General features: G+C 69.5%; 21 protein-coding genes and 1 pseudogene. 11 read left to right on the forward strand and 11 right to left on the reverse strand.

Features of this window, described 5'->3' with window-relative positions; all coding sequences use genetic code 11:
* Positions 1-10 precede the first annotated feature (10 nt).
* Positions 11-562 (forward strand): hypothetical protein, encoded by a 552-nt coding sequence (locus FH608_RS19235; protein WP_139631902.1) that lies wholly within the window; start codon positions 11-13, stop codon positions 560-562.
* Between the two features lie 141 nt (positions 563-703).
* Here FH608_RS19235 and FH608_RS19240 read toward each other — a convergent pair whose 3' ends face one another.
* The gene (locus FH608_RS19240; protein WP_139631903.1) at positions 704-1,183 is read right to left on the reverse strand and encodes a MarR family winged helix-turn-helix transcriptional regulator; all 480 of its coding nucleotides are present in this window, start codon (positions 1,181-1,183) and stop codon (positions 704-706) included.
* A 136-nt stretch (positions 1,184-1,319) separates the two neighbouring features.
* Between FH608_RS19240 and FH608_RS19245 the strand changes: the two genes are divergently transcribed.
* Positions 1,320-2,681: an MFS transporter gene (locus tag FH608_RS19245; RefSeq protein WP_139631904.1), complete on the forward strand. Its 1,362-nt coding sequence runs from the start codon at positions 1,320-1,322 to the stop codon at positions 2,679-2,681.
* Positions 2,682-2,696: 15 nt separating this feature from the next.
* Positions 2,697-3,341 (forward strand): nitroreductase family protein, encoded by a 645-nt coding sequence (locus FH608_RS19250; protein WP_226899696.1) that lies wholly within the window; start codon positions 2,697-2,699, stop codon positions 3,339-3,341.
* Between the two features lie 46 nt (positions 3,342-3,387).
* On the opposite strand, the gene FH608_RS19255 is transcribed toward FH608_RS19250, so the two are convergent.
* Positions 3,388-3,735: a hypothetical protein gene (locus tag FH608_RS19255; protein WP_193318505.1), complete on the reverse strand. Its 348-nt coding sequence runs from the start codon at positions 3,733-3,735 to the stop codon at positions 3,388-3,390.
* 26 nt (positions 3,736-3,761) lie between these two features.
* Here FH608_RS19255 and FH608_RS51555 point away from each other — a divergent pair, with 26 nt between their 5' ends.
* From FH608_RS51555 to FH608_RS19270, 3 genes are read left to right on the forward strand one after another with little or no spacing between them, the layout of a single operon-like run.
* Positions 3,762-4,583, forward strand: a complete 822-nt coding sequence (locus FH608_RS51555) for an efflux RND transporter periplasmic adaptor subunit (RefSeq protein ID WP_193318506.1) — start codon at positions 3,762-3,764, stop codon at positions 4,581-4,583.
* Positions 4,576-5,262: an ABC transporter ATP-binding protein gene (locus FH608_RS19265; RefSeq protein ID WP_139631906.1), complete on the forward strand. Its 687-nt coding sequence runs from the start codon at positions 4,576-4,578 to the stop codon at positions 5,260-5,262. The genes FH608_RS51555 and FH608_RS19265 overlap by 8 nt, the downstream gene beginning before the upstream one ends.
* Positions 5,262-6,440 carry an ABC transporter permease gene (locus tag FH608_RS19270; RefSeq protein ID WP_139631907.1) on the forward strand — a complete coding sequence of 393 codons (1,179 nt, stop codon included), beginning with the start codon at positions 5,262-5,264 and terminating at the stop codon, positions 6,438-6,440. The genes FH608_RS19265 and FH608_RS19270 overlap by 1 nt, the downstream gene beginning before the upstream one ends.
* Before the next feature lie 231 nt (positions 6,441-6,671).
* Here FH608_RS19270 and FH608_RS52805 read toward each other — a convergent pair whose 3' ends face one another.
* The 5 genes and pseudogenes from FH608_RS52805 to FH608_RS54410 form a co-directional block, all read right to left on the reverse strand.
* A complete protein-coding gene (locus tag FH608_RS52805; RefSeq protein ID WP_226899686.1) occupies positions 6,672-6,824 on the reverse strand; it encodes a hypothetical protein in 153 nt (50 codons plus the stop codon).
* 190 nt (positions 6,825-7,014) lie between these two features.
* On the reverse strand, positions 7,015-7,677 hold the full coding sequence (locus FH608_RS19280; protein ID WP_139631908.1) for a DUF3558 family protein: 663 nt from the start codon (positions 7,675-7,677) through the stop codon (positions 7,015-7,017).
* Positions 7,678-8,198: 521 nt separating this feature from the next.
* On the reverse strand, positions 8,199-8,984 hold the full coding sequence (locus FH608_RS19285) for a MerR family transcriptional regulator (RefSeq protein ID WP_139631909.1): 786 nt from the start codon (positions 8,982-8,984) through the stop codon (positions 8,199-8,201).
* A gap of 4 nt (positions 8,985-8,988) precedes the next feature.
* On the reverse strand, positions 8,989-9,756 hold the full coding sequence (locus FH608_RS19290) for an alpha/beta fold hydrolase (RefSeq protein WP_226899687.1): 768 nt from the start codon (positions 9,754-9,756) through the stop codon (positions 8,989-8,991).
* Between the two features lie 403 nt (positions 9,757-10,159).
* Positions 10,160-10,243: pseudogene (locus FH608_RS54410) on the reverse strand (transposase); the annotation flags it as partial.
* 61 nt (positions 10,244-10,304) lie between these two features.
* Here FH608_RS54410 and FH608_RS19300 point away from each other — a divergent pair.
* A complete protein-coding gene (locus FH608_RS19300; protein WP_226899688.1) occupies positions 10,305-10,937 on the forward strand; it encodes a TetR/AcrR family transcriptional regulator in 633 nt (210 codons plus the stop codon).
* 64 nt (positions 10,938-11,001) lie between these two features.
* Entirely contained in the window at positions 11,002-11,598 is a 597-nt protein-coding gene (locus FH608_RS19305) for a DUF1707 SHOCT-like domain-containing protein (protein ID WP_139631912.1), read from the forward strand.
* A gap of 295 nt (positions 11,599-11,893) precedes the next feature.
* On the opposite strand, the gene FH608_RS19310 is transcribed toward FH608_RS19305, so the two are convergent.
* A complete protein-coding gene (locus tag FH608_RS19310; protein WP_317135569.1) occupies positions 11,894-12,949 on the reverse strand; it encodes a bile acid:sodium symporter family protein in 1,056 nt (351 codons plus the stop codon).
* Between the two features lie 688 nt (positions 12,950-13,637).
* On the opposite strand from FH608_RS19310, the gene FH608_RS19325 reads away from it, so the two are divergent.
* A complete protein-coding gene (locus tag FH608_RS19325) occupies positions 13,638-14,288 on the forward strand; it encodes a Type 1 glutamine amidotransferase-like domain-containing protein (RefSeq protein ID WP_139631914.1) in 651 nt (216 codons plus the stop codon).
* Between the two features lie 393 nt (positions 14,289-14,681).
* Here the strand turns inward: FH608_RS19325 and FH608_RS19330 are convergent, their stop codons facing one another.
* On the reverse strand, positions 14,682-15,887 hold the full coding sequence (locus tag FH608_RS19330) for an MFS transporter (protein ID WP_139631915.1): 1,206 nt from the start codon (positions 15,885-15,887) through the stop codon (positions 14,682-14,684).
* A 72-nt stretch (positions 15,888-15,959) separates the two neighbouring features.
* On the opposite strand from FH608_RS19330, the gene FH608_RS19335 reads away from it, so the two are divergent.
* Complete coding sequence (locus tag FH608_RS19335; protein ID WP_139631916.1) at positions 15,960-16,931, forward strand: GlxA family transcriptional regulator; 972 nt, start codon at positions 15,960-15,962, stop codon at positions 16,929-16,931.
* A gap of 475 nt (positions 16,932-17,406) precedes the next feature.
* Here FH608_RS19335 and FH608_RS19340 read toward each other — a convergent pair whose 3' ends face one another.
* A complete protein-coding gene (locus tag FH608_RS19340) occupies positions 17,407-18,345 on the reverse strand; it encodes an alpha/beta hydrolase (RefSeq protein WP_139631917.1) in 939 nt (312 codons plus the stop codon).
* Between the two features lie 152 nt (positions 18,346-18,497).
* Between FH608_RS19340 and FH608_RS19345 the strand changes: the two genes are divergently transcribed.
* Entirely contained in the window at positions 18,498-19,226 is a 729-nt protein-coding gene (locus FH608_RS19345; RefSeq protein ID WP_226899689.1) for a helix-turn-helix transcriptional regulator, read from the forward strand.
* A 264-nt stretch (positions 19,227-19,490) separates the two neighbouring features.
* On the opposite strand, the gene FH608_RS19350 is transcribed toward FH608_RS19345, so the two are convergent.
* A complete protein-coding gene (locus tag FH608_RS19350) occupies positions 19,491-19,871 on the reverse strand; it encodes an aminotransferase class V-fold PLP-dependent enzyme (protein ID WP_193318514.1) in 381 nt (126 codons plus the stop codon).
* Positions 19,872-19,979: the final 108 nt, after the last annotated feature.

Raw genomic sequence — 19,979 nt, forward strand, 5'->3', positions numbered from 1 at the left:
TGAAAAAATCGTGCATGCTCGGGCGCTGCTGGCGCTGGATGAGGATCCGCATGTCCAGCGGAAGGTCACCGAGCTGATGCTGTCGGTGCTCAAGGACACCAGGACTCTTCCCGCGGTGGAGGGGGTGCGGCGCAACGTCCGTACTCGGCATCGGTTGCGGGTGTCGGATGTGGCGGGGATGTTCGATGCGATCGAGGAGTTCAACGACGTCATCGCCACCGAACGCGGCAGTGGCGAGCCGGCTCGCGTGATCTCGGTCCGTTACCGGCGGCCGGTCGGTCCGGCCACCATGCATCGCATCCGCGCCACTTTGCGGTACGCGCTGAACATCGCGATCAGGCAGGAGCGGCTGATCGGCCTCAACCCGGCGGCGGTGGTCGAACTCCCGGATGCGGAACGTCCTAAGGCGCTGGTGTGGAGCGATGAGCGGGTTGCCGACTGGAATCGCGAACTACACGACCGGCTGGGCATCGAGCAGCAGCGGCGCGGGGATCGGCGGAACAGCTGGCGGCGTGATCGGCCAGCCAGGACAGGAACATGCGCGCCCGGACGCGCTTCGTAATCTCGGAAGCGGATCCGGGCTCCTGAGGCAACCCGGATAGCGCAATCTCGGAAGCACGGGATCGTTCAGCACAGGCAAGAACGCTGCAATGGATTGGGCCCGCGGGCCCCACACCCCTGGGCCTGGGTCACTGGCATGGGGTCAGTGAGAGCCGCTGGCGTCGGCCCGCAGGAGTTTGGTGAGGAGTGCGCTCAACTGGCCGCGCTCGGCGGGGGTGAGGGCCTGGAAGGTGTCCTCGAGGAAGGCCGGGATCAAGGCTTGGGCCTGGGATAGCCGCCGGCGGCCTGAGTCGGTGATGGTGACGGCGTAGGAGCGCCGGTCGCGGGGGTTGCGTTCCCTGCGGACGTGGTCCGCCTTTTCCAGGTCGTCGCAGATGCCGACCATCACGCTGCGGTCGATCCGGAGTTCTTCGCTGAGCGTCTGCTGGGAGCAGGGGCCGATGGCGTCGAGCATCTGGAGCACGAGGTGTTGCCCGACTCCGAGCCCTTCCTCGGTGGCATGCGCGTCGGCGGCGCGGGCCACGGTGGCCGAGGCCCGGCACAGCGCGATGTCGAGCCGCTCGGCGGCGAGTCGGGGAAAGTAGGCCGTCCCACGGTCCGTCGTTCTGGTCGTTGTCGCCATCACTCTCCCTCGTGCGTTCAGCCGTAAGCCTACCGCAGATCCATCTCCAAACAGACTGTTTGACAGCAGATGATTTTCGGACATACGGTCCGAACCGTCTGTCCGCCAATTGTTTGCATGCAGATGGAGAGTGATCGTGACCCGAACCAATGGCCGTCAACAGGTGGCCCTGGTGTTGTTGTGTGCCGCGGTGTTCCTGGACTCGATGGACCTGTCGTTGATGGGCGTGGCCCTGCCTGCCATCGGGCGTGATCTATCGCTGCCGGAGAGCACTCTGCAGTGGCTGATGTCCGGCTACGCGGTCGCCTACGGCGGTTTTCTCCTGCTCGGCGGCCGAATCGCCGACCTGTTCGGCCGCCGCCGGGTGTTCCTGCTGTCGCTGGCGGTGTTCGCGGCGGCGAGTCTGGTCGGCGGGCTGCTTTCGGCCGGATGGCCGCTGGTGGCCACCCGGGTGATCAAGGGGGTGGCGGCCGCGCTCACCGCCCCGGCGGCACTGTCGCTCATCACCACCACCTTCGCCGAGGGGCCGCAGCGCAACCGGGCGCTGGGGGTCTATTCGCTGGCCGGGGCGACCGGCTACACCGCCGGGCTGATCGCCTCCGGCCTGCTGACCGAGATCAGCTGGCGGCTGGTGTTCTTCCTGCCGGTTCCGATCGCCCTGCCGGTGCTGGCCGCAGCGCCGCTGGTGCTGCCCCGCGGCGTTCGGCCGCCTGGGGCGCGTGAGGGGTTCGACGTCGCCGGCGCGGCCGCGGTCACCGGCGGCGTGTTGCTGCTGGTGTTCGCGCTGACCGAGAAGAGCTGGCCGGCCGGTGTCGTGGCCGTGCTGCTGCTGGGCGCGTTCGTCGTCATCGAGCGCCGGCGACGCGCGCCGCTCGTCCCGCTGGAGGTGTTCAGGTCCGGCACCGTGGGCGCCGCCAATCTCGCGGCGCTGGCCTGGGCGTGTGCGACGATCGGCTGGCAGTTCGTCGCTGTGCTGTATCTGCAGCAGGTGCTCGGCTACACCGCGCTGGCCACCGGGCTCGGGATCGTCCCGATGGGCCTGGCCATCGTCATCGCCGCCAACGTGGCCGGCAGGCTGATCAGCCGGTGGGGCCTGGGGCGAGTGGCCGCCGCCGGGATGCTGGTCCAGGGCGCGGGCATCCTGTTGTTCCTGCGGGCCGGGGCCAGCGGCGACTACGTCACGATGCTGCTGCCCGCGCTGGTCGTCCATGGCATCGGCAACGGGCTGTCCTTCCCGAGCCTCAACATCGCCGCTGTCGCCGGTCTGCCGGACGAGCGCCAGGGACTGGCCTCAGGACTGGTCACCTCCGCCGTCCAGATCGGCGCCGGAATCGGCGTGGCGGTGCTGGCGGCGATGATGACGCTCGGCGGCTCCACGCCGGCCGGATACCGGATCGCCTTCCTGACGGCGGGCTGCTTCTCTCTGCTCGGCGCTCTCGTCGCCGCCTTCGGCCTGCGACCCCGCCGCCCCGCACCCGTGCCCGCCCCCATCGCCTGAAGGAGACACATCGTGATGCTGGATCTCACCCCGGACGAACTGCTGAGCACGACCCGCGCCGTGCGCAAGCGCCTTGATCTCACCCGCCCGGTGCCGCGCGAGCTGATCGAGGAGTGTGTGGACCTGGCCGTGCAGGCGCCCACCGGGCGCAACCGGCAGCGCTGGCACTTCATGGTCGTGACCGAGGCCGAGCAGCGGCGGGCCGTGGCCGACATCTTTCTGGGCGCCCTGGCCATGGCCGGCGGGCAGCCGCTGACCGAACGAGATGTGTGGCGCATGAACTACCATTCCGGCTCCACCGAGCGGGTCTTCGACGGCCTGCGCCACCTGGCCGACAATATCCACCGGGTGCCCGCGTTCGTCATTCCGGGCGTGGAGGGACGCACTGACCGCGCCCCGGTGGCCGTGCAGGCGGGGGCGTGGGGATCGATCCTTCCGGCTGTGTGGAGTTTCATGCTGGCCGCTCGGGCGCGCGGTCTGGGCACGGTGTGGACCACCGCGCAGGGACCGCTGGAACGCGAGCTGGCCCAGGTGCTCGGCGTTCCGTACGAGGAGGTCATGCTGGCGGCGTTCATCCCGTTGGCCTTCACCCTCGGCACCGACTTCAAGCCCGCCCCCCGGATCCCGCGCGAGGAGGTCCTGCACTGGGACCGTTGGTGAGCGGGCCTTACCAGGCCGCCCTGACCGAGGGGCGGCCTGGTAAGCCTCACCGGAGCACAGGCATGATCACGTCTGGTCGGGCCGGCACGGACCGCACGACGCCGGCCACCTCGTCCACCACGGCCCGCGTGGGCCGTTGGCACACCAGCCATGTCGTCATCATGGCCTGGGGCAGCTCCTGGACGGGCCCCCAGCGCCAGCCGGGCAGCCTCAGCGCGGCGACGTGCGAGGCGACCAGCGCGGCCTCGGACCGCGTGGCCTGTGCGCAGGCCAGGACGTGCTCGGTGAACTGAGCGAACTGCCAGTACGGCCGGACGTCGGCGGCCAGCACGGCCGCCGTGACACTCTCGCGGGCGGGCTCGCGTTCACGGGCGTGCCGAGGCCGTCGCGGCACCTCGGCCGGACACGAGCCTGTTGCGGATGAGGGTCGCGAACGCCAGGGCCGACCTCGCCGCGGCCCACGAGGCGCGCGGCCGGATCCTGGAGGAGGTGCGGCGGGCCAGGACGGAAAGGCTCGAGGAGCTGCGCAAGGCCGTGCGCACCGCCAAGGAGACGCTGGTGACGGCCGAGCAGGCGCTGCGCCAGGCCAGGCAGCTCTCGCCTGCCAGGCTCAAGGTGTCCAACGCCACGAAGGACGTGGCCGCGGCCAGGTCGATGCTGAGCGAGTACGCGCGCACGTACGGCACCTCCGTCCCGCCCGGCGAGGTGGTGTTCCTGCCGAAGCTGCCCGCCCGGGTGCAGAAGGTGTCGGTGAAGGCCGGGCAGCGGATCGAGGACGAGATCGCCACCGTGACCAGCTCGTCGTTCATGGTGACCGCGTCCGTCGAGGCGGCGGAGGCGGACCTGCTGCGTGAGGGCATGGAGGCGAGCATCGAGCTGGACACGGGCCGGAGGTACCGGGCGACGCTCACCGCGATCGGCGAGAAGGCCAGGGTGCCGGACGCCGAGGAGCCCGCTGACGGCGGGCAGGCGATCCTGCTCACGCCCGCCGCGACGAAGGGGCTGAGGACGGGGACCGCGGTGACGGCGCGGGTGACCGTGGGGGCGACCGAGGAGCCGGTGCTGGTGGTGCCGGTGGCCGCGGTGATCACGTCGGCGGACGGCAGGGCCCGCGTACGCGTCGAGCACGCCCCCGATAGGACCAGGGACGTCGAGGTCCGCACGGGCCTGGCCGCGGACGGGAACGTCGAGGTCACCGGCGCGCTCAAGGAGGGCGACCGGGTATTGGTCAGCGGTGGCTGAGCCGAGTGCGCCGGTCATCGAGCTGACGGAGGTGTGCAGGGAGTTCCCCGCCCAGCCGCCGGTCCGCGCCCTCGACCGCGTCACGCTCCGGGTGGACAGGGGCGACTACCTGGCCATCGCCGGCCCATCGGGCTCCGGCAAGTCGACCCTGCTCAACGTGCTCGGCCTGCTCGACCGGCCCAGCTCGGGCAGCTACCGGCTGGACGGCGCGGAGACCACGGCCCTGCGGGACGGCGCCAGGACCCGGCTGCGTGGCAACCGGATCGGCTTCGTCTTCCAGTCGTTCCACCTGCTGTCCCACCGATCCGTCGTGGAGAACGTCATGCTCGCCGAGATCTACCGCGGGCAGCGGCGCGGCGGCAGGCGGGAGCGGGCGCTGGCCGCCCTGGAGCGGGTCGGCCTCGGCCACCGGGTCGGCTTCCGGCCCGACCTGCTGTCCGGCGGCGAGCGCCAGCGGGCGGCCATCGCCCGGGCGCTCATGGGCGAGCCGTCCCTGCTGCTGTGTGACGAGCCCACCGGCAACCTCGACAGCCGCAACACCGAGGCGGTGCTCGACCTGTTCGACGAGCTGCGCGGGCAGGGGCTGACGATCGTGGTCATCACGCACGAGCAGGAGGTCGGCGCGCGGGCCGAGCGGCGGGTGCGCATCACCGACGGTGCGCTGGTGGAGGAGGACTGATGCACGTACACGACCTGATCGGCGAGGCGCTCGCCGGCATGCTCGCCAAGCCGGTGCGCTCGGCCCTCACCACGCTCGGCACCGTGCTCGGCATCACCACGCTCGTCGTCACGGTCGGCGTGGCCGCGACCGCGGGCAACCAGATCGTCGGCCGCTTCGACGAGCTGGTCGCCACGGCCATCACCGTGGAGGTGCCCGAGTCGGAGCACACACCGCTGGTGGAGTGGGACGCGGTCGACCGGGTGACCAGGCTGCGCGGCGTGGAGTCGGCCGCCGCTGTGGCCGAGAGCAAGGACAGCACCAACCTGTCCGTGCGCTCCAACGACATCGTGGACCCCACCAGGGTCACCACGCAGTCCATGACGGTCCTGACCGCGACGGTCGGGTTGCCGGAGGCGGCGCGCGGCCGGATGGTGCAGGGCAGGTTCTACGACACGGGGCACATCCGGCGAGGTGACCGGGTGGCGGTGATCGGCGACCGGGCGGCCCAGCAGCTCGGCATCACCCGGCTCGACCGGTCGCCGGCGATCTTCATCGGCAAGCACGCGTACACGGTCATCGGCATCATCGGCGACCTGCGACGCGAGCGGAACCTGAGCACCGCCGTGATCGTGCCGCCCACCGTGGGGCGGCGGTTCGGGCTGCGCGACGTCACCCGGGTGCTGGTCAACACCAGTCTGGGAGCCGCCGACCTGATCGCCCGCCAGGCGCCTGCCGCGCTCAGCCCGGGGAACGGCGACATGCTCCAGGTGGTGGCCCCGCCCAGCCCCACCAGGGCGAGGGACAAGGCACAGGACGACGTCAACGCGCTCTTCCTGATCCTCGGCCTGGTCTCGCTGGTCGTCGGCGCCGTCGGCATCGCGAACGTCACCCTCGTCACCGTCATGGAACGCGTGCCCGAGATCGGCCTGCGCCGCTCGCTCGGCGCGGCCAGGCGGCACATCGCCGCCCAGTTCCTGCTGGAGTCGACGCTGATCGGGCTCACCGGAGGCGTGATCGGCGCCGGCGTGGGCGTGGTCACCGTGGTCGCCGTCTCGGCCGCCAAGCAGTGGACGCCGCTCCTCGACGTGCGGCTGGCGATCGCCGCGCCGATCGCGGGGGCCGTGGTGGGGCTGCTGGCCGGGCTGTATCCCGCGTTGCGGGCGGCCAGAATGGAACCGGTCGACGCGCTCAGGTAGAGACGGCCTCCCCGCCCTGGTCATCGACGTGCGCGGCCACCGCTGCGGCCCGCTGACCTCCGCGGCACCCAGGGCCCTGGCCGCGCTGGGCCAGAAGCCTGCTCGGGCCGCAAGCGCTGCCGGCGGTCACTCGGCTCGTCGTCCTGGACTCGTTTCCCGCCCGCGCGGCCGAATTGGCCCGGAGCCACGCAGCCGCCGCCCTGCCCGAGCAATTGCTGTGAGCCGGGTGCGTCAGTTCACGGCCTTCTTGACGAGAGCGTTGATCGTCTTGGTGGCTTCGTCGCTCAGGCCGGACACAGCGAATGACGTGGGCCACAGGCCGCTGTCATCGGCGAGGTTCGCCTCGGTGGTGAAGCCGAAGGTCGAGTACGGCCCTTTGTCCACGTGCCCGCTCCGGAAGAAGCACACGACCTTCCCTTTTCTGGCGTAGGCCGGCTGCCCGGTACATCAGCTCCGGGGGGTTGGCGGTGACGATGGCGTGGATGCGTTCGGCCGCTGCGCGGTCCGACGGAGCTCGCGGAGGAGGAACCTCATCCAGCGGCGCAATGCCCGAACAGGCAATCACGAACAAGGCTCATCGGAGGTGGGACAGGATCGCTTTCGCGAAGTTGGTGGCCAGAGTCGGGGCGTCCGGCCCTGGGACGTCCTCGCCCCAGGGGAGGACCATGAGCCTGAAGGACTGCTTTCTTCCGACGGAGACGAACAGGACGTATGTCTCTCTGCCGTGATCTGTGCTGCTGCCCAGCAGCGCCTGGTGACCGCTGATGTTCTTCCGCGTGAGGTGCTTGAACTTCTCGGCCTTCGTCTGATCCGTCGACGTGTACGGGGTGAAGGTCACCAGCCCGCCCCTCGCGCCCCACTGGCAGGACTTGGTGTCGTAGTTCGGTTGCGTCCCGTCGACGAAGATCCAGAGCTTGCTCTTGCGGGCGTCCTCGTCGTCGATCGCGCGGCAGGGATGCTGGGCAAGCTCGGCAAGGGTGAGCGGACCGTCGGCCGCGGTGGCCGACGGTCTTATGGAACCGGTCGGGGTCGGGGTGCCCGCGCCGCTCGCCGCCGCTGAGGCGGCGGGGCTGGTGGGAGTGGTGCCGGATGGCCGGTGCGTGTCCCCGCCTGTCCTGCTCCCCTCCTGCGTGCCGCACGCGGCCACCGCACACGACGCCAAGAACAGGGCCACGACCGAAGCCATGGCCCGGTCCGGGCGTTTCCTGGTGGATGGTTCGTCGGCTGCTCGAGTCACGCGGGGGAGGATATCCCGGCCGTGTCGGGCCCCCTCCCGAGATCTCCGTGATCCTCGGCGTCAGCGCCGACACCGCCTCCCGCCACTACCGCGCCTGATCTTCTCCGCCACCCACAGGCCCCACCCAGGATCAGAGGCTGTTCAACACCGTTGATCGGGGGAGCGGTTCGATCCGGCTCTGGCACGATGATCGCCAGGAGGCGGCCGGGTTGGATGTCGGCAGTACGCCGAAGCACGTGCACATCATGGGCATGGCCGGCGCCGGCAAGACGACGCTCGCCGAGCGGGCCGGTGCACGACTCGGGGCCGAGCACATCGACCTCGACTCCCTGCCGCTGCCCTTCCTCAACGGCGATCCCCAGGTTGCCGCCGCCTGGCGTGCCGAAGCTGCCAGGATCGCGGCTGAGCCGGCATGGGTCACGGCGAGCGCGCTCTGCGGCTGGACCGATCCCCTCCTCAGCCCGTTCCCCGGGCTGCGGCGGCCTGGGGAACGGGCTCTCTGCCAACGGCTCCTGTCGGTCTCAGCCTCGATCCGGTCGGGGGATGTCGATACCGCCGGCGCGGAGCCTCGCTTCGACGAGCGAGGCCAGGCGGGCCGCGGCGGAGTCGCGTTCTTCGCCGTGGTGGGCGATCAACCGGTAGCGGGTCGCGGTCTCGGTATGGGCTTGCAGACCGGTCACGATCCTGAGGTGGTCGGGGTGGGCGAGGTAGTGCTCGGCCATGTCGGTGGCCAGCTCCACAACGCGGGGATCATCCGGTGCCCAGCCGATGACTTCGGCGCTGCGCTTGGTCAGCTCCACGAAGCGGGGGTTGCGCAGCGCGTGTTCGATGTCGGCGAGGTAGTCCTCGAAGCTTTCGGGGACCAGGGCCTTGGCCAGGACGAAGGATTCCCGGGCGGTGCGTACGTCCTCCGGGGTGAAGCCGAGGGCCGGCATTGCCTCCAGCATCGCCACGGCGCGGTCGGGCAGCAAGGTCCGGTCGCCGCTGGTGAGCCGGTTGAGCATGTCCCTCTGCGCGGCCAACGCGGCGATCCGGGCGGTGAGGTGCTGCTCGACGTCGGCGAGCGCCGCAGCGAACAGCGCGGCGTCGCAGTCCAGCAGCGGGCCGATGTCGGCCAGCGGCACCCCGGCACCGGCGAGCGTTTTGACCTGCACCAGTCTCAACAGCTCGGCCGAGCCGTAGCGTCGGTACCCCGAGCTGTCGCGCGCGGGCTCCTCCACCAGCCCGAGCTTGTGGTAGTGCCGCACCGTTTTGATCGTGATGCCGGCGAACGCGGCCGCCTGGCCGATGGTCACCCCTGCGGCCATGGGCTCAGTGATCCTTTCGCGCCTGCGCGGCGGCTGTCTCGCGCACCGCGGCGGCGATCGCTCGGAAGTCCTTGCGCAGGATCTGGGTGTGGTTGCTCTCGACTTTGGTGCTGACCCGCAGGTTGGGGTTGCGGTGGAGCACCGGATCGAGAGAGGCGCGCATCTGCTCCATCTCCTCCGCGCCGCCGCCGAGGTTGGCTCCGGAGGCCAGGATGTATCGCACCGGGCAGGACAGCCGGTCCAGGACGGGTTCGAGGGCTGCGCAGACCTCGTTGATCTCGATGTTGACCTGGGCGTGCTGAGCGGCACTCATCGAGGCGGCCAGGCCGAAGGGGCGCGCGAGCGGCAGCCCCAGTCGCATGTTGCGAAACGCGCGCCGGATCCGCTCCCGGTTCTCCTCTCCGGTCAGCCCCCAGGGGACCGCGCCGTCGACCGAGACCACACCGGCGATCCGGTCGGGGTTGCGATCGGCCCAGTGCACCGCCAGCGCCGCACCATAGGACCAGCCGACCAGCAGCGGCCGCTCCACCCCGGTCGCCTCGATGACCGCGTCGACGTCGCGCAGACAGCCCTCGAAGGAGTAGTCGGCCGACCGCTTCGACTTGCCGCGGGCGCGCTCGTCGTAGGTGAGGTGTCGCCACCGGGGGCCGAGTTCGGCGATCACCCGCCGCCAGGAGCGCTGGCTCGCATAGGAGCCGTTGAGATACACGAGGGCTTGGCCGGGGCCGCGGGTATCGGTGACCGCCAGGGCCGTGTCGTCGACGGCCACCATGCCGGACCATGAGGAAGCGTGTGAATGCGTCATGCGGTCAGCATCCGCCTTGACCTTGGGTCAAGGTCAAGGCGGACCCGCGAGGCCACCGGATCGAGTTCCGGTGGCCTCGACGGAGGCATTGATGTCCTCCACCTGGTGGCCGAAGTCGGGCTCGGGCATGCTGACGATGGTCATCCGGCTCCTCGAACGACCTGTGAGGGGATGGCCGTCGTCGGGCCGGCGTGACGGTCAGAACTGTGACGGTGCCTTGTAGCGGCAAGGCCCCTATCGAGACACGTCTGCCGGTCCGACGCCAGCAAGCACCAACCGGAGCAAGGACCGGCAGATCAACCCAAAGGCAGCAAGGCCAGTTAGACCACGGGCCAGGACCTTGTCCGGGCGGCACAAGACGATCCTCACAGTTCGACCAGATCTGCCTCCAGGTCTCACGGGGGAAGGCGGCGAAGGCGAGCAGGTCCTCGCGGGCGGCGTCCAGAGATCGCGCTTCGACATCAGCGTCGCAACGAGCCCCAGTCTGTTGTCCAGTGGACAATAGACTGGCGTTCATGGCACCCAGGCGCAGGCGTAGCCCCGAGGAATCACGCGCCGAGCTGCTGGCGGCAGCAGCCGTGCTGATCAGGGAACGAGGTCCGGACAATGTCAGCCTGAGGCAGATTGCCGAGGCTGCCGGTGTCGCTCATGGGCTCGTGTCTCACTATTTCGGTACGTATGCCGCTCTGGTCAGGGAGGTACTGCGGGTCGAGAACGATCGCATCGAGGCGCGGGTGCGTGATCGCATCAGCGCGGAGGGCGGCGTGCCACTCGCGGCGGGGATCATGGACGTGTTGTTCGGCATTCTGGCGGACGAGCGCTATCTGCGCCTGTTCGTCTGGGCTGAGATGCATGCCGACTATCGGGGTGCCGCGCGGCCGGAGTTGGCGGGGCTGATCGACACGATGGAGGCCGGGATCCGAGCCGCGCTCGCGGGGCGGTCCGTTCCGAGCCGGGCGCGCATCGAGGCGATGGTGCTGATGGGGCTGTCGGCCGCCTACGGGTTCGCCATCGGCGGCCGGTCGTGGCTGGCGGGCATGGGCCATGATCCCGATGACCCGGCACACGAAGCGGAGTTTCGTGTCCAGCTCGCGCGGATGCTGGGCGCTCACATGGTGGAGGAGTCCGGTTGGGAGGCTGCCGACTGACTTGTTCTCCAATTGGAGAATAGGATGGTGCGGTCACGCTGATTGCACAGACAGGAATGGACGCATGGATGAGCATCCCGACCTCACCCCGGGCCGGCAGGTGCGCCCCTCCGACGAGGATCGCGACCGGGTGGCCCAGCGGCTCCAGGAGGCCGCCGCCGCGGGCCGGATCGAGCTGGGCGAGCTAGATCAGAGGCTGACCGAGCTCTACGAGGCCAAGACTCAGGGCGAGCTCGCGTACGCTGGTCGCGGCCTCCCCGAGCCGACCCGCGCGGACCTGCTCGTGGTACGGGACGAGCCCAGCTCCCATTTCGCGATGAGTGTGTTCGGCTGGTTCAGCCGCAGGGGCCGCTGGGTCGCCCCGCGCGCTTTCACGTCGTTGTCGATGTTCGGCGGCGGTGAGATCGACCTGCGCGATGCCCGCTTCGCGAGCCAGGAGATCCGGGTGCGCGCCTTCGCCCTGTGGGGGTACACGGAGGTCATCGTGCCCGACGACGTGGAGGTCGAGATCAAAGGCTTCGGTTTGTTCGGCGCATTTGACAGGAGCGCGGTCCGCAAGGAGCGGGGGGCGCCACGGATCGTCATCAGCGGTCTCGCCTTGTTCGGCGGCGTCGGCACGAAGCTCAAGGCGGCCCCCAAGGCATCTTCCGGCCGTGACTGAGAGCGTCCGCAAGCTCCAGCGCCTACCCTGCGAAAAGGCACCGGCAGGGCGGCTGACGGCGGAGGAGAGGGCCACGGCGAACGGGATGCAGGCCGGCAGGGGGCAGCCCACTTCATCGCCTGTCGCTAGGACCGCGCCTGCCTCGCGGCGTTGCTGGTGGTCGGGCCTGGCGGCAAGAGTGATCTGGACCGGTTGAACAGGCCGGCGCGTCGGGCGGGCTGGTCGAAGTTCAAGGATCAAGCCGCGCACCGGGCGTAGGTGGGGGATGGGCGTCAGCGAGACGGTGCTGGAGAATTCATGACAGCGCCGCGGGTGGGGCGGGTGGGCGGGTTCCGAACATGTTGGCGGCGAGCTTCTGCAGCAGGCTGTAGGCCAGAATCGGCAGGAGGACCTGCGGGCGGTGCGCGAACCAGCTTGCGGCCAGGACCGCCGCCGCGCTGGTGTTGTTCATGCCGGTGGCGAAGGTGAGCGAGATCCCGTCCGGAGTGTCGCATCGGGTCCATCGGGATATCCACCTGCCGACGAGGAAGGACAGGCAGCAGGCCGCGCCGGCCACGCTGGTGGCCAGGACCAGGAAATCAGGGTCGGGGTGTGACAGCGCCTGCCCGAGCGCGCCGGAAGCGTTGATGTAGCAGAGCAGCAGGATGTTCACGATGTTGACCAGCTTGATGACCGGGGCGATGCGTGCTGCTCGGCGCTCCCCGAGCATGGCCCGCGCGATGATCCCGGCCAGGCACGGCAGCACGATCAGAGCCAGGGTGAACGCGCCCGCGCCCGCCGTCCCGGCCAGCCCGTCGAGCCGTGCCGTGTCATCCAGGCTGCCGACGCCCGCCGGACCGACCAGGGCGGCGGCCACGGCCAGCCCCCACGGGACCGTGACAGGACTGAGCAGCGTCGAACCCACGACCATGGCGACCACCAAGGGAACGTTGCCGCCCGCGTTCTGTCCCCAGGACGCTGCTCCGCCGGCGATCGGCATCGCCAGCACCAGCAGCAATCCGACCGCCAGGCACTCCACCTCCGCAGCGTCGGGCCAGGCCCGCAGGCACATCGAGGCGACCGGCAACAGCACCACCGGCAGGAGCGCGTTCACCGCCACGCCCGACGCCAGCCGCAGGGGTCTGCCGACCACAGCGCACAGATCCCGCGCCCGCACCCCCAAGCCTGCGGTCAACAACATCACAGCCAGCAAAACCATGGGCATCGTCACGGAACCACCCGATCCAGGCAGGCGCAGCGACACGATCCGCAGGACCTCACCCGGCCGGGGCATCACCGCAGCCAGCAGGTAACAGACCATCATCAACGGGAGCAGCCACCGCTGCACCGTACCCACCACCCGGATAATCACCTAGGTAACCTATCGGTTACTTTCAGCGATCGGACTGGAGTGAGGAGGAAATTGACGCCACCGGACGCGACCGTTTGCCGAGGCTCCCGGCCAGGCTCACCCCCGTACTGGCGGAAGATCTCATCGCGAGGCCGGACAAGCCGACCCCGGCACACGCCAAGGCGGCCCAGACGAAGCCCTCTCCTGTAGATCCCGCTTCGTCGCCGTCAAGCGACGCCCAGCTCAGCTCTGCGCTTGCCGAAATTTCATCCATGCCGGTCAAGCGGCATGTGAGTATTCGTGGAGGACGCCGCCGAGCCGGTCTCGTCGGCGTATGTGCAGGTCGATGATTCACTCGGGGTCCGTGATCGGGTCGGGGCGGGACGAAGCGGCGCTGCTTGGTCCAGGGCTTGATGGGCCCGATGCTGGTTGTAGAACCGTTCGTACTCGCGTGGGGCGTGCCGCAGGTGGTGTTCGTTCCACAGCGGGCAGCACATGGGCACGCCTGGTGGCATGTTCAATGACGGCCAAGATGTACTGGCGCTGTTCCGGATGGATCGGAGGTCGCGTCGAGTTCGGTCCTCTCCCTGCAAGCCCTGGTCGCCGCATTCTCCTCGGGCAAGAACCTCGTCGACGAGGCCGCGGCCCGCCCAGCGGCGAGCGAGGTGGTCGACTGACCGGCCGGCCAGCGGGGATTTAGGGTTCATCGATGCGCATGTATCTGTCCTCCTGGCGCACCGGCGACCACCCCAAGCAACTGCTGGCCCTGCTGAGCACCCCCAGCGCGGGCGAGGTCGCCATAATCGCTAACGCCGTCGATGCCCAACCCGAGCTCGAGCGTCGAGCCGCGGTCGAGCTTGAGATCAACTCGCTCACCGCGCTCGGTCTGCGGCCGGTCGAACTCGACCTGCGCGCCTTCTTCGACCGGACTCCGGACCAGGTCAGGGCCGCTCTCCGCCGGTTCCCACTGGTTTGGGTCCGGGGAGGCAACGTGTTCGTCCTGCGGCACGCCCTGGCTCGCAGCGGCGCCGACAAAGCCCTGATCGAACTGCTGCGGCAAGACGCCATCACCTATGCCGGCTACAGCGCTGGTGCGTGTGTCCTCGCCCCTGACCTGCACGGTCTGGAACGGTGCGACGATCCACACGCGGTGGAGGCCACCTACGACGCTCCGGCCGACTTCAACGGCTTGGCCCTCCTCGACTATGCCGTGGTGCCGCACATCGACTCGCCCTGCCACCCCGAAACCGAAATTCTCGGCACCGTTGCCGACCACTACCGAAAGCAGGGCATCGCCCACCGCACCCTGCGCGACGGGCAAGCCATCGTGATCAACGGCCCGGACACCCGCATCCATTGACCGGCACCTTACCCACGAATGACGACATCTCACCGATGAACACCCCGTCGCACAGCCCCGCGGCGGGGTGTTGCCGTCGCAGGTCGTTGGCATCTTCGACGCCCGTTTCGTCGGCATTTTCAGTGCCGGGCAACAGCGGAGCCCGTGAGCTGAGGCCGCCGTTCCCGGAGACCTGGGAGGAGAGCCTGCAGCGGGCGGCGGCGAGCGTACGGATCCCTGATCTGCTCATGGTGGCGCTGGCCGGACTCGCGCTGGCCTGCTTCACTGCCTGGCGGCTGATCAGGCGGCCCCGCCCATCGGGACAGCGCACTCCACCGGCATCCGCAGGAACATGACAGCACGGCATGAGCGCGCTGGAAGGTGCGACCTCGCCGCCCCGCGGGCGCTGATGACCTACGTCGGCGAGCCGGCCGGGAGCGAGATCGACCGGTCTGCGGCCTCCTGAGGCTCCCGGCCCAGCCGCCTGACCGGCCTGATCAACAGCAGCGCCGCCACCACGCCGGCCGTCACCAGGGCCGACCCCAGCATGAAGGCGCGCGGTTCGACGAGCGCGGTGACCGGACCGGCCAGCGCCTGCCCGACTGCCATGCCCGCGACCGACCCCGCCACCTGGTAGGCGTTGACCCGGTTCACCACGTCCGGGGCGACCTGCGTCTGCACGCTGGTCGACCACATCACCGACCAGAACGCCAACGCGCACCCCCCGAGCAGGTGCCCGGCCATCAGCAGCGGAAGCGGCGGCCCGAGCGCGACCGTCAACGGCACCGCCACGTACCCGCTCAGCGCCACCGCACCGGCCGCCAACGGCCTGCGCGGCCTGAGCCTGATCGCCACCAGCCCGCCCAGCACGGTGCCGAGGCCGAGCGCCGCCATCACCCAGCCGTAGTCGGCTCCGATGACCTGCGACGAAAGCGGCACGGACGGTCCGATCACCAGAACGCCCCAGAACACCCAGACCAGGATCACCGACCACATCCAGCTCCTGGCCTTGAACTCCTCCCAGCCACGGCGCAGGTCGCTCAGCACGTTGGAGGGCCCCGTCCTGGGGACGACGACCCGGACCAGCAGCAGGCACACCGCGCTCACCAAGAACGTCGCGGCGTCCGCCGTGTAGATGAAGACCGGCCCGGCGACGACGATGAGGACGCCGGCCAGCGCGGGACCCGCCAGCTGGGTGATCGCCTCGGCGATCTTCAGCGTCGCGTTGGCCCGCTGCGGATCCTTGGCGACCAGGGGGACCATGCCGTTGACGCACGGTTCGAACAACCCGGCGCCGATTCCCGACAGGAACGCCGTCGTCAGCAACAGGGCGTACGGCGGAGCGCCATCCAGGAAGGCGACCGCCACGGCCGCCTGGGTGCCGACCCTGAGCAGGTCCGCGCCGATCATCAGGCGCCGGGCTCCGATCCGGTCGGCGACCACCCCGCCGAACAGCATGACCAGCACGGCCGACGCCGTCCAGAGCGCGAGCACGTAACCCACACCCGCGATCCCGTAGAATCTCCCGATCGCCAGCGCAGAGGCGACGGGCATCATCGCGTCACCGAGCAGCGAGACCGCGCGGGCCCCCAAGTAGAGGGTGAAGCTCCTCGTCCACATGAGCCCCAATTCTGGATTTTTCCAGATCAGAGCACCGGTGTCTTGAATGACATCATTAGGTACATTTGCGCCATGCCCCTGGACTGCCGGGAAATGCCCCCCGCGCCTCCCGACCCGCATCGCGTGGTCGCGCTGGTCGCCCCGAACCAAGAGCTCTACCCGGTCACCTCCGCCTCAGCCGTCTTCGGCTACCACGGCCCCGACATCCCCCAGCACTACAGCTTCAGCCTCTGCGCCGAACACCCCGGCTCCCTCCCCACCACCCTCGGCGTCCCCATCCACGTCGACAGCGGCCTCGAAGCCCTCGACGATGCCGACACCGTGGTCATCGCGGGCTGGACCCTCGCCCCCTCGCCCGCCGTACTCCACGCGGTCTCCCGAGCCCACACCCGAGGCGCCCGCATCGTCGCGGTCTGCGCCGGGATCTTCATCCCCGCCACCCTGGGCATCCTGGACGGCCGCCGCGCCTCCGTCCACTGGGAACTCTCCGGCGAACTCACCGCCCGCCACCCCCGCGTCATCCCCGACGACACCGTCATCTACGTCGATCACGGCGACGTCGCCACCGCCGGAGCCTCGGCCGCCACCCTCGACCTCTGCCTCCACCAGGTCCTTCAGGAGTACGGCACGGCCCACGCCATGCGCATCGGCCGCCAGCTCGCCGCCGGCCCGCACCGCGAGGGCTGCCAACGCCAATACCCTCCCCTCCCCACCACCGGCCCCATGCCGGACTCCCTGGCGTCCTTGCTCGAATGGCTTCTCTCGCGCCTGCCCGACCAGATCACCGTCCAGGACATGGCCGACTACTCGGGCGTCTCCCCCCGCACCCTCACCCGCCAGTTCGCCGAGCAGCTCGGAGTCCCGCCCGCCCGCTGGTTGCTGGAGCGCCGCCTGGCCGCCACCCGCGCTCTGCTGGAGGAGACCGACCTGCCCGTCGAGACCATCGCCACCCGGGTCGGCCTCTCCTCAGCGGTCAACCTCCGCCGCCGCTTCCATACCGCCCTGCACACCACCCCTGCCGCCTACCGCCGCTCCTTCCGCTGAAGGCCCCGGGCGGCTCCGGCGCGATCACGTCGGCCGGTTCACGTATCAGGAGCTCCAAGAGCTGCCCACCGCGCGAGTGCGGGTCAAGCTGCGCGGTACGTGCGGTCGAAGTCAATCGTGCGGTACACGCCGAAAGGACCCAGGCATCGCTGCCCGCTTCCAGCGGCTTTTGCTGGCCAGCAGGTCAAGGTGGTGCCGATCGATCAGGACGTTGCCATCTCGTTCGACCACTGTGGACGTCTGATCGGTGCGGACGATGGCGGAGTAGTCGTTCAGGTCGATTTCGCGATCTTGCCGCCTGGTTTGAGCGTGGCTCCGCCGGGTGCCTCTGGCGGGCCTTCGTGTTCGTCGGATCCTGCCACTGTGGCCTCAAACCGCCGATCTCGCACAGGCTGCGGCCTTGCCACACGGATGCCCGAGCTTCGGCGGGGGTGGTGGGGCTCCATCGGCGTACCGTGAGGTGGCCGTCGGGTGGTCAGGCCGTGGTCGTGGAGCCGAGGTGGCGGGCGAACCAGTCGGTGATCTGGTTGGTGGTCGCGGCGATCACGGTGGGGTCGTCGTAGAAGGCCAGGTGCGGGGTGTCGGGGCGCAGGTGCAGCTTGTCGTGGGTGGGTACGACGGCGAAGTGACGCTTGGCCTGCTCGGGCAGGGCGCAGTTCTCGCCGTGGACGAACAGGAGCGGCTTGGTCAGCCGGGCGGCCGCGCTCAGGCTCTCGTAGGTGAGCAGGGCGGCGTCGCTGTGCACGGCGTAGCGGTTCTCCCAGGTTCCGCGGTCGGCGTGCGGCTGGTACCACGACCAGGGGAGCTGGCCGGGCATCCCGACCTCCAGATTGATCGAGTCCACCGCAGGCACATACTGGACCTCCCCGGTTGCCTCGTACTTGGCCAGGGCTTCCCGGCCGCGGGCCAGCCGGGCCGCGACGGCGTCCGGGCCGCCGAGCCACTGCGCGTCGGCCTCGGCGTTGCGGACGTGCGGCGTCACCGCGGCCACCACGCGGATCAGCGGGTCGTCGGCGGCCGCGTGCATCGCGGTGTTGCCGCCCATGCAGATGCCGAGCACGGCGATCCGGGCGGCATCGACCTCAGGCCGTTCGGTCAGGAACGCCGCCGCCGCACGAAGGTCGGCGACCTTGGCGAACGGGTCCTCCACATTACGGGGCTCTCCACCGCTCTCTCCGCGGTAGCGGGGGTCGAAGATCAGCGCGGTGAAGCCGTTGGCCGCCAGCCGCCGCGCGTACTGAACGGGAGCCTGTTCCTTGACGTAGGTCATCGGGCCGATGATCGCCACAGCCGGCGCCGGGCCGTGGGAGAACGCCGCAGGATACAGCCGACCGACAAGCGTCTGTCCGCCGCTCTGGAAGGTCACGCGCTCACCGTCGGTCGCGCCGGCGGCATCGATGGTCACATCGAACATGTCAGAACCTTTTCTCGCAGTCGAAGATCAGGGGTCCAGGCTGCCATCGGTCTCCTTTGCAGCGGTATGGCCCAAAGGTGGAAGATTGTCGCGTGACTCGCGCACTCCCCGGCCCACTGCCCCGGCCCCGGCGGCTGCCCACCGACGAACCATTGGCCACCGAGGACTACCGCCGCCTGTTCGGCGTCATGGAGGCGATCGACCATGCCGCCGACCTGACGGAGTTCCGGGAATGCCTGGTACGGGCGCTCCAGACCTGGTTCGGTTTCCACGGGGTGGCCGTCCTGCATGGCGACACCCTGGCCGAGGCCGTTCAGTCCGATTGCGGCGTCCTTAGCGGGTACTCGCCGGACTTTCTGACCGAGTACCAGGCGGGCTGGATCGGTCTCGATCCCTTTCGAGACGAGAACAGCTTCGGCGTGCTGATGGACAGCGGCGTCGTACGCCTTGGCGACCTCCCCGACGACGCGGGGTTCGTCGCGCGCTTCCTGAGCCGGCATGGGATCACCGACAAGGCCGCCATGGTGATCGACGCAGGCCAGGCAGGAGTCGTCTACGTCGGCGTGGCCGTCCAGGACCTGCCGCGCGTGCCTGAGCGCGACCTGGCGGTCCTGCGCCACCTGCGCCGCCACCTCGCCCCGCTCGCCACCGAGCAACTCAACCGCCAGCGCGACCAGCGGGCCGCCAGGGCCTACTGGCGGCTCACCCCCCGAGAATGGGACGTCGCGGACCTGGCCGCTCAGGGCATGACCAATCGCCAGATCGCCGACCGTCTGTTCATCACCATCGACACGGTCAAGAAGCACCTGACCCGAGTCCTCGCCGAAACCGGATGCGCCAGCCGTACCCAGCTCGCCGTCCGTTACTCGACTGCGGTTTAGCGCTCCTTGCCATCGCTCTCGTACGAGTCATGCGCTGTGAAGTCGTCTCTGATCGGCCCCGCATTTGTACGCATGGTGATCCGCGCGCCGGTGAGGATCGGCCTCCAGCGGAACACATCCGAGCGGACGGACGATAGGCCGCAGGAGGAGCAGGGCCGCGGCTACGTAGCAGAGAGCGACGCCGGTGGCCACGTGGAAGCCACCGAAGGCGTGCGCGAGCGGCCGACCATGGGCAAATGCCCGGCACGTTGATCACTGCTCTCCTCACTTGTCACGGATCTCACCGACTGCATCGACGAGTCGTTGCAGCTCCTCCTCGGTGTTGTAGTAGTGCACCGATGCGCGGACCAGGTCAGGGAGGCTACGAGCGGGAAGATCGAACTGAGCGTACTCCCGTTGTGACACCGAGGTGTTGATGTCCATGTCCGTCAGCCGGCGATGGACCTCGGCGGCGGATCGCCCGGCCACGGTGAAGGTGACGATTCCGCACTTCCGTTTGCCCAGGTCGTGCACCTTCACGCCGGGTACCTGTTCCAGGTCTTCCCTGAGCCGCTCGGCCAGCGCACACACGCGGTCCTGTATGGCGCCGATGCCTAGTGCCGAGGCGTAGTCGACGGCTGCGCCCAGGCCTAGGTCGTGTTTCATAAGGCGTTGAGCCACTGGTTGATCGCAGCGATGATGACGACGGCTTCGTAGCGTACGGCGAGCTTGTCGTAACGGGTCGCCATGCCGCGGTTGCCTTTGAGCAGGTTG

This window comes from Nonomuraea phyllanthi, from assembly GCF_006334985.2.
Lineage (GTDB): Bacteria > Actinomycetota > Actinomycetes > Streptosporangiales > Streptosporangiaceae > Nonomuraea > Nonomuraea phyllanthi.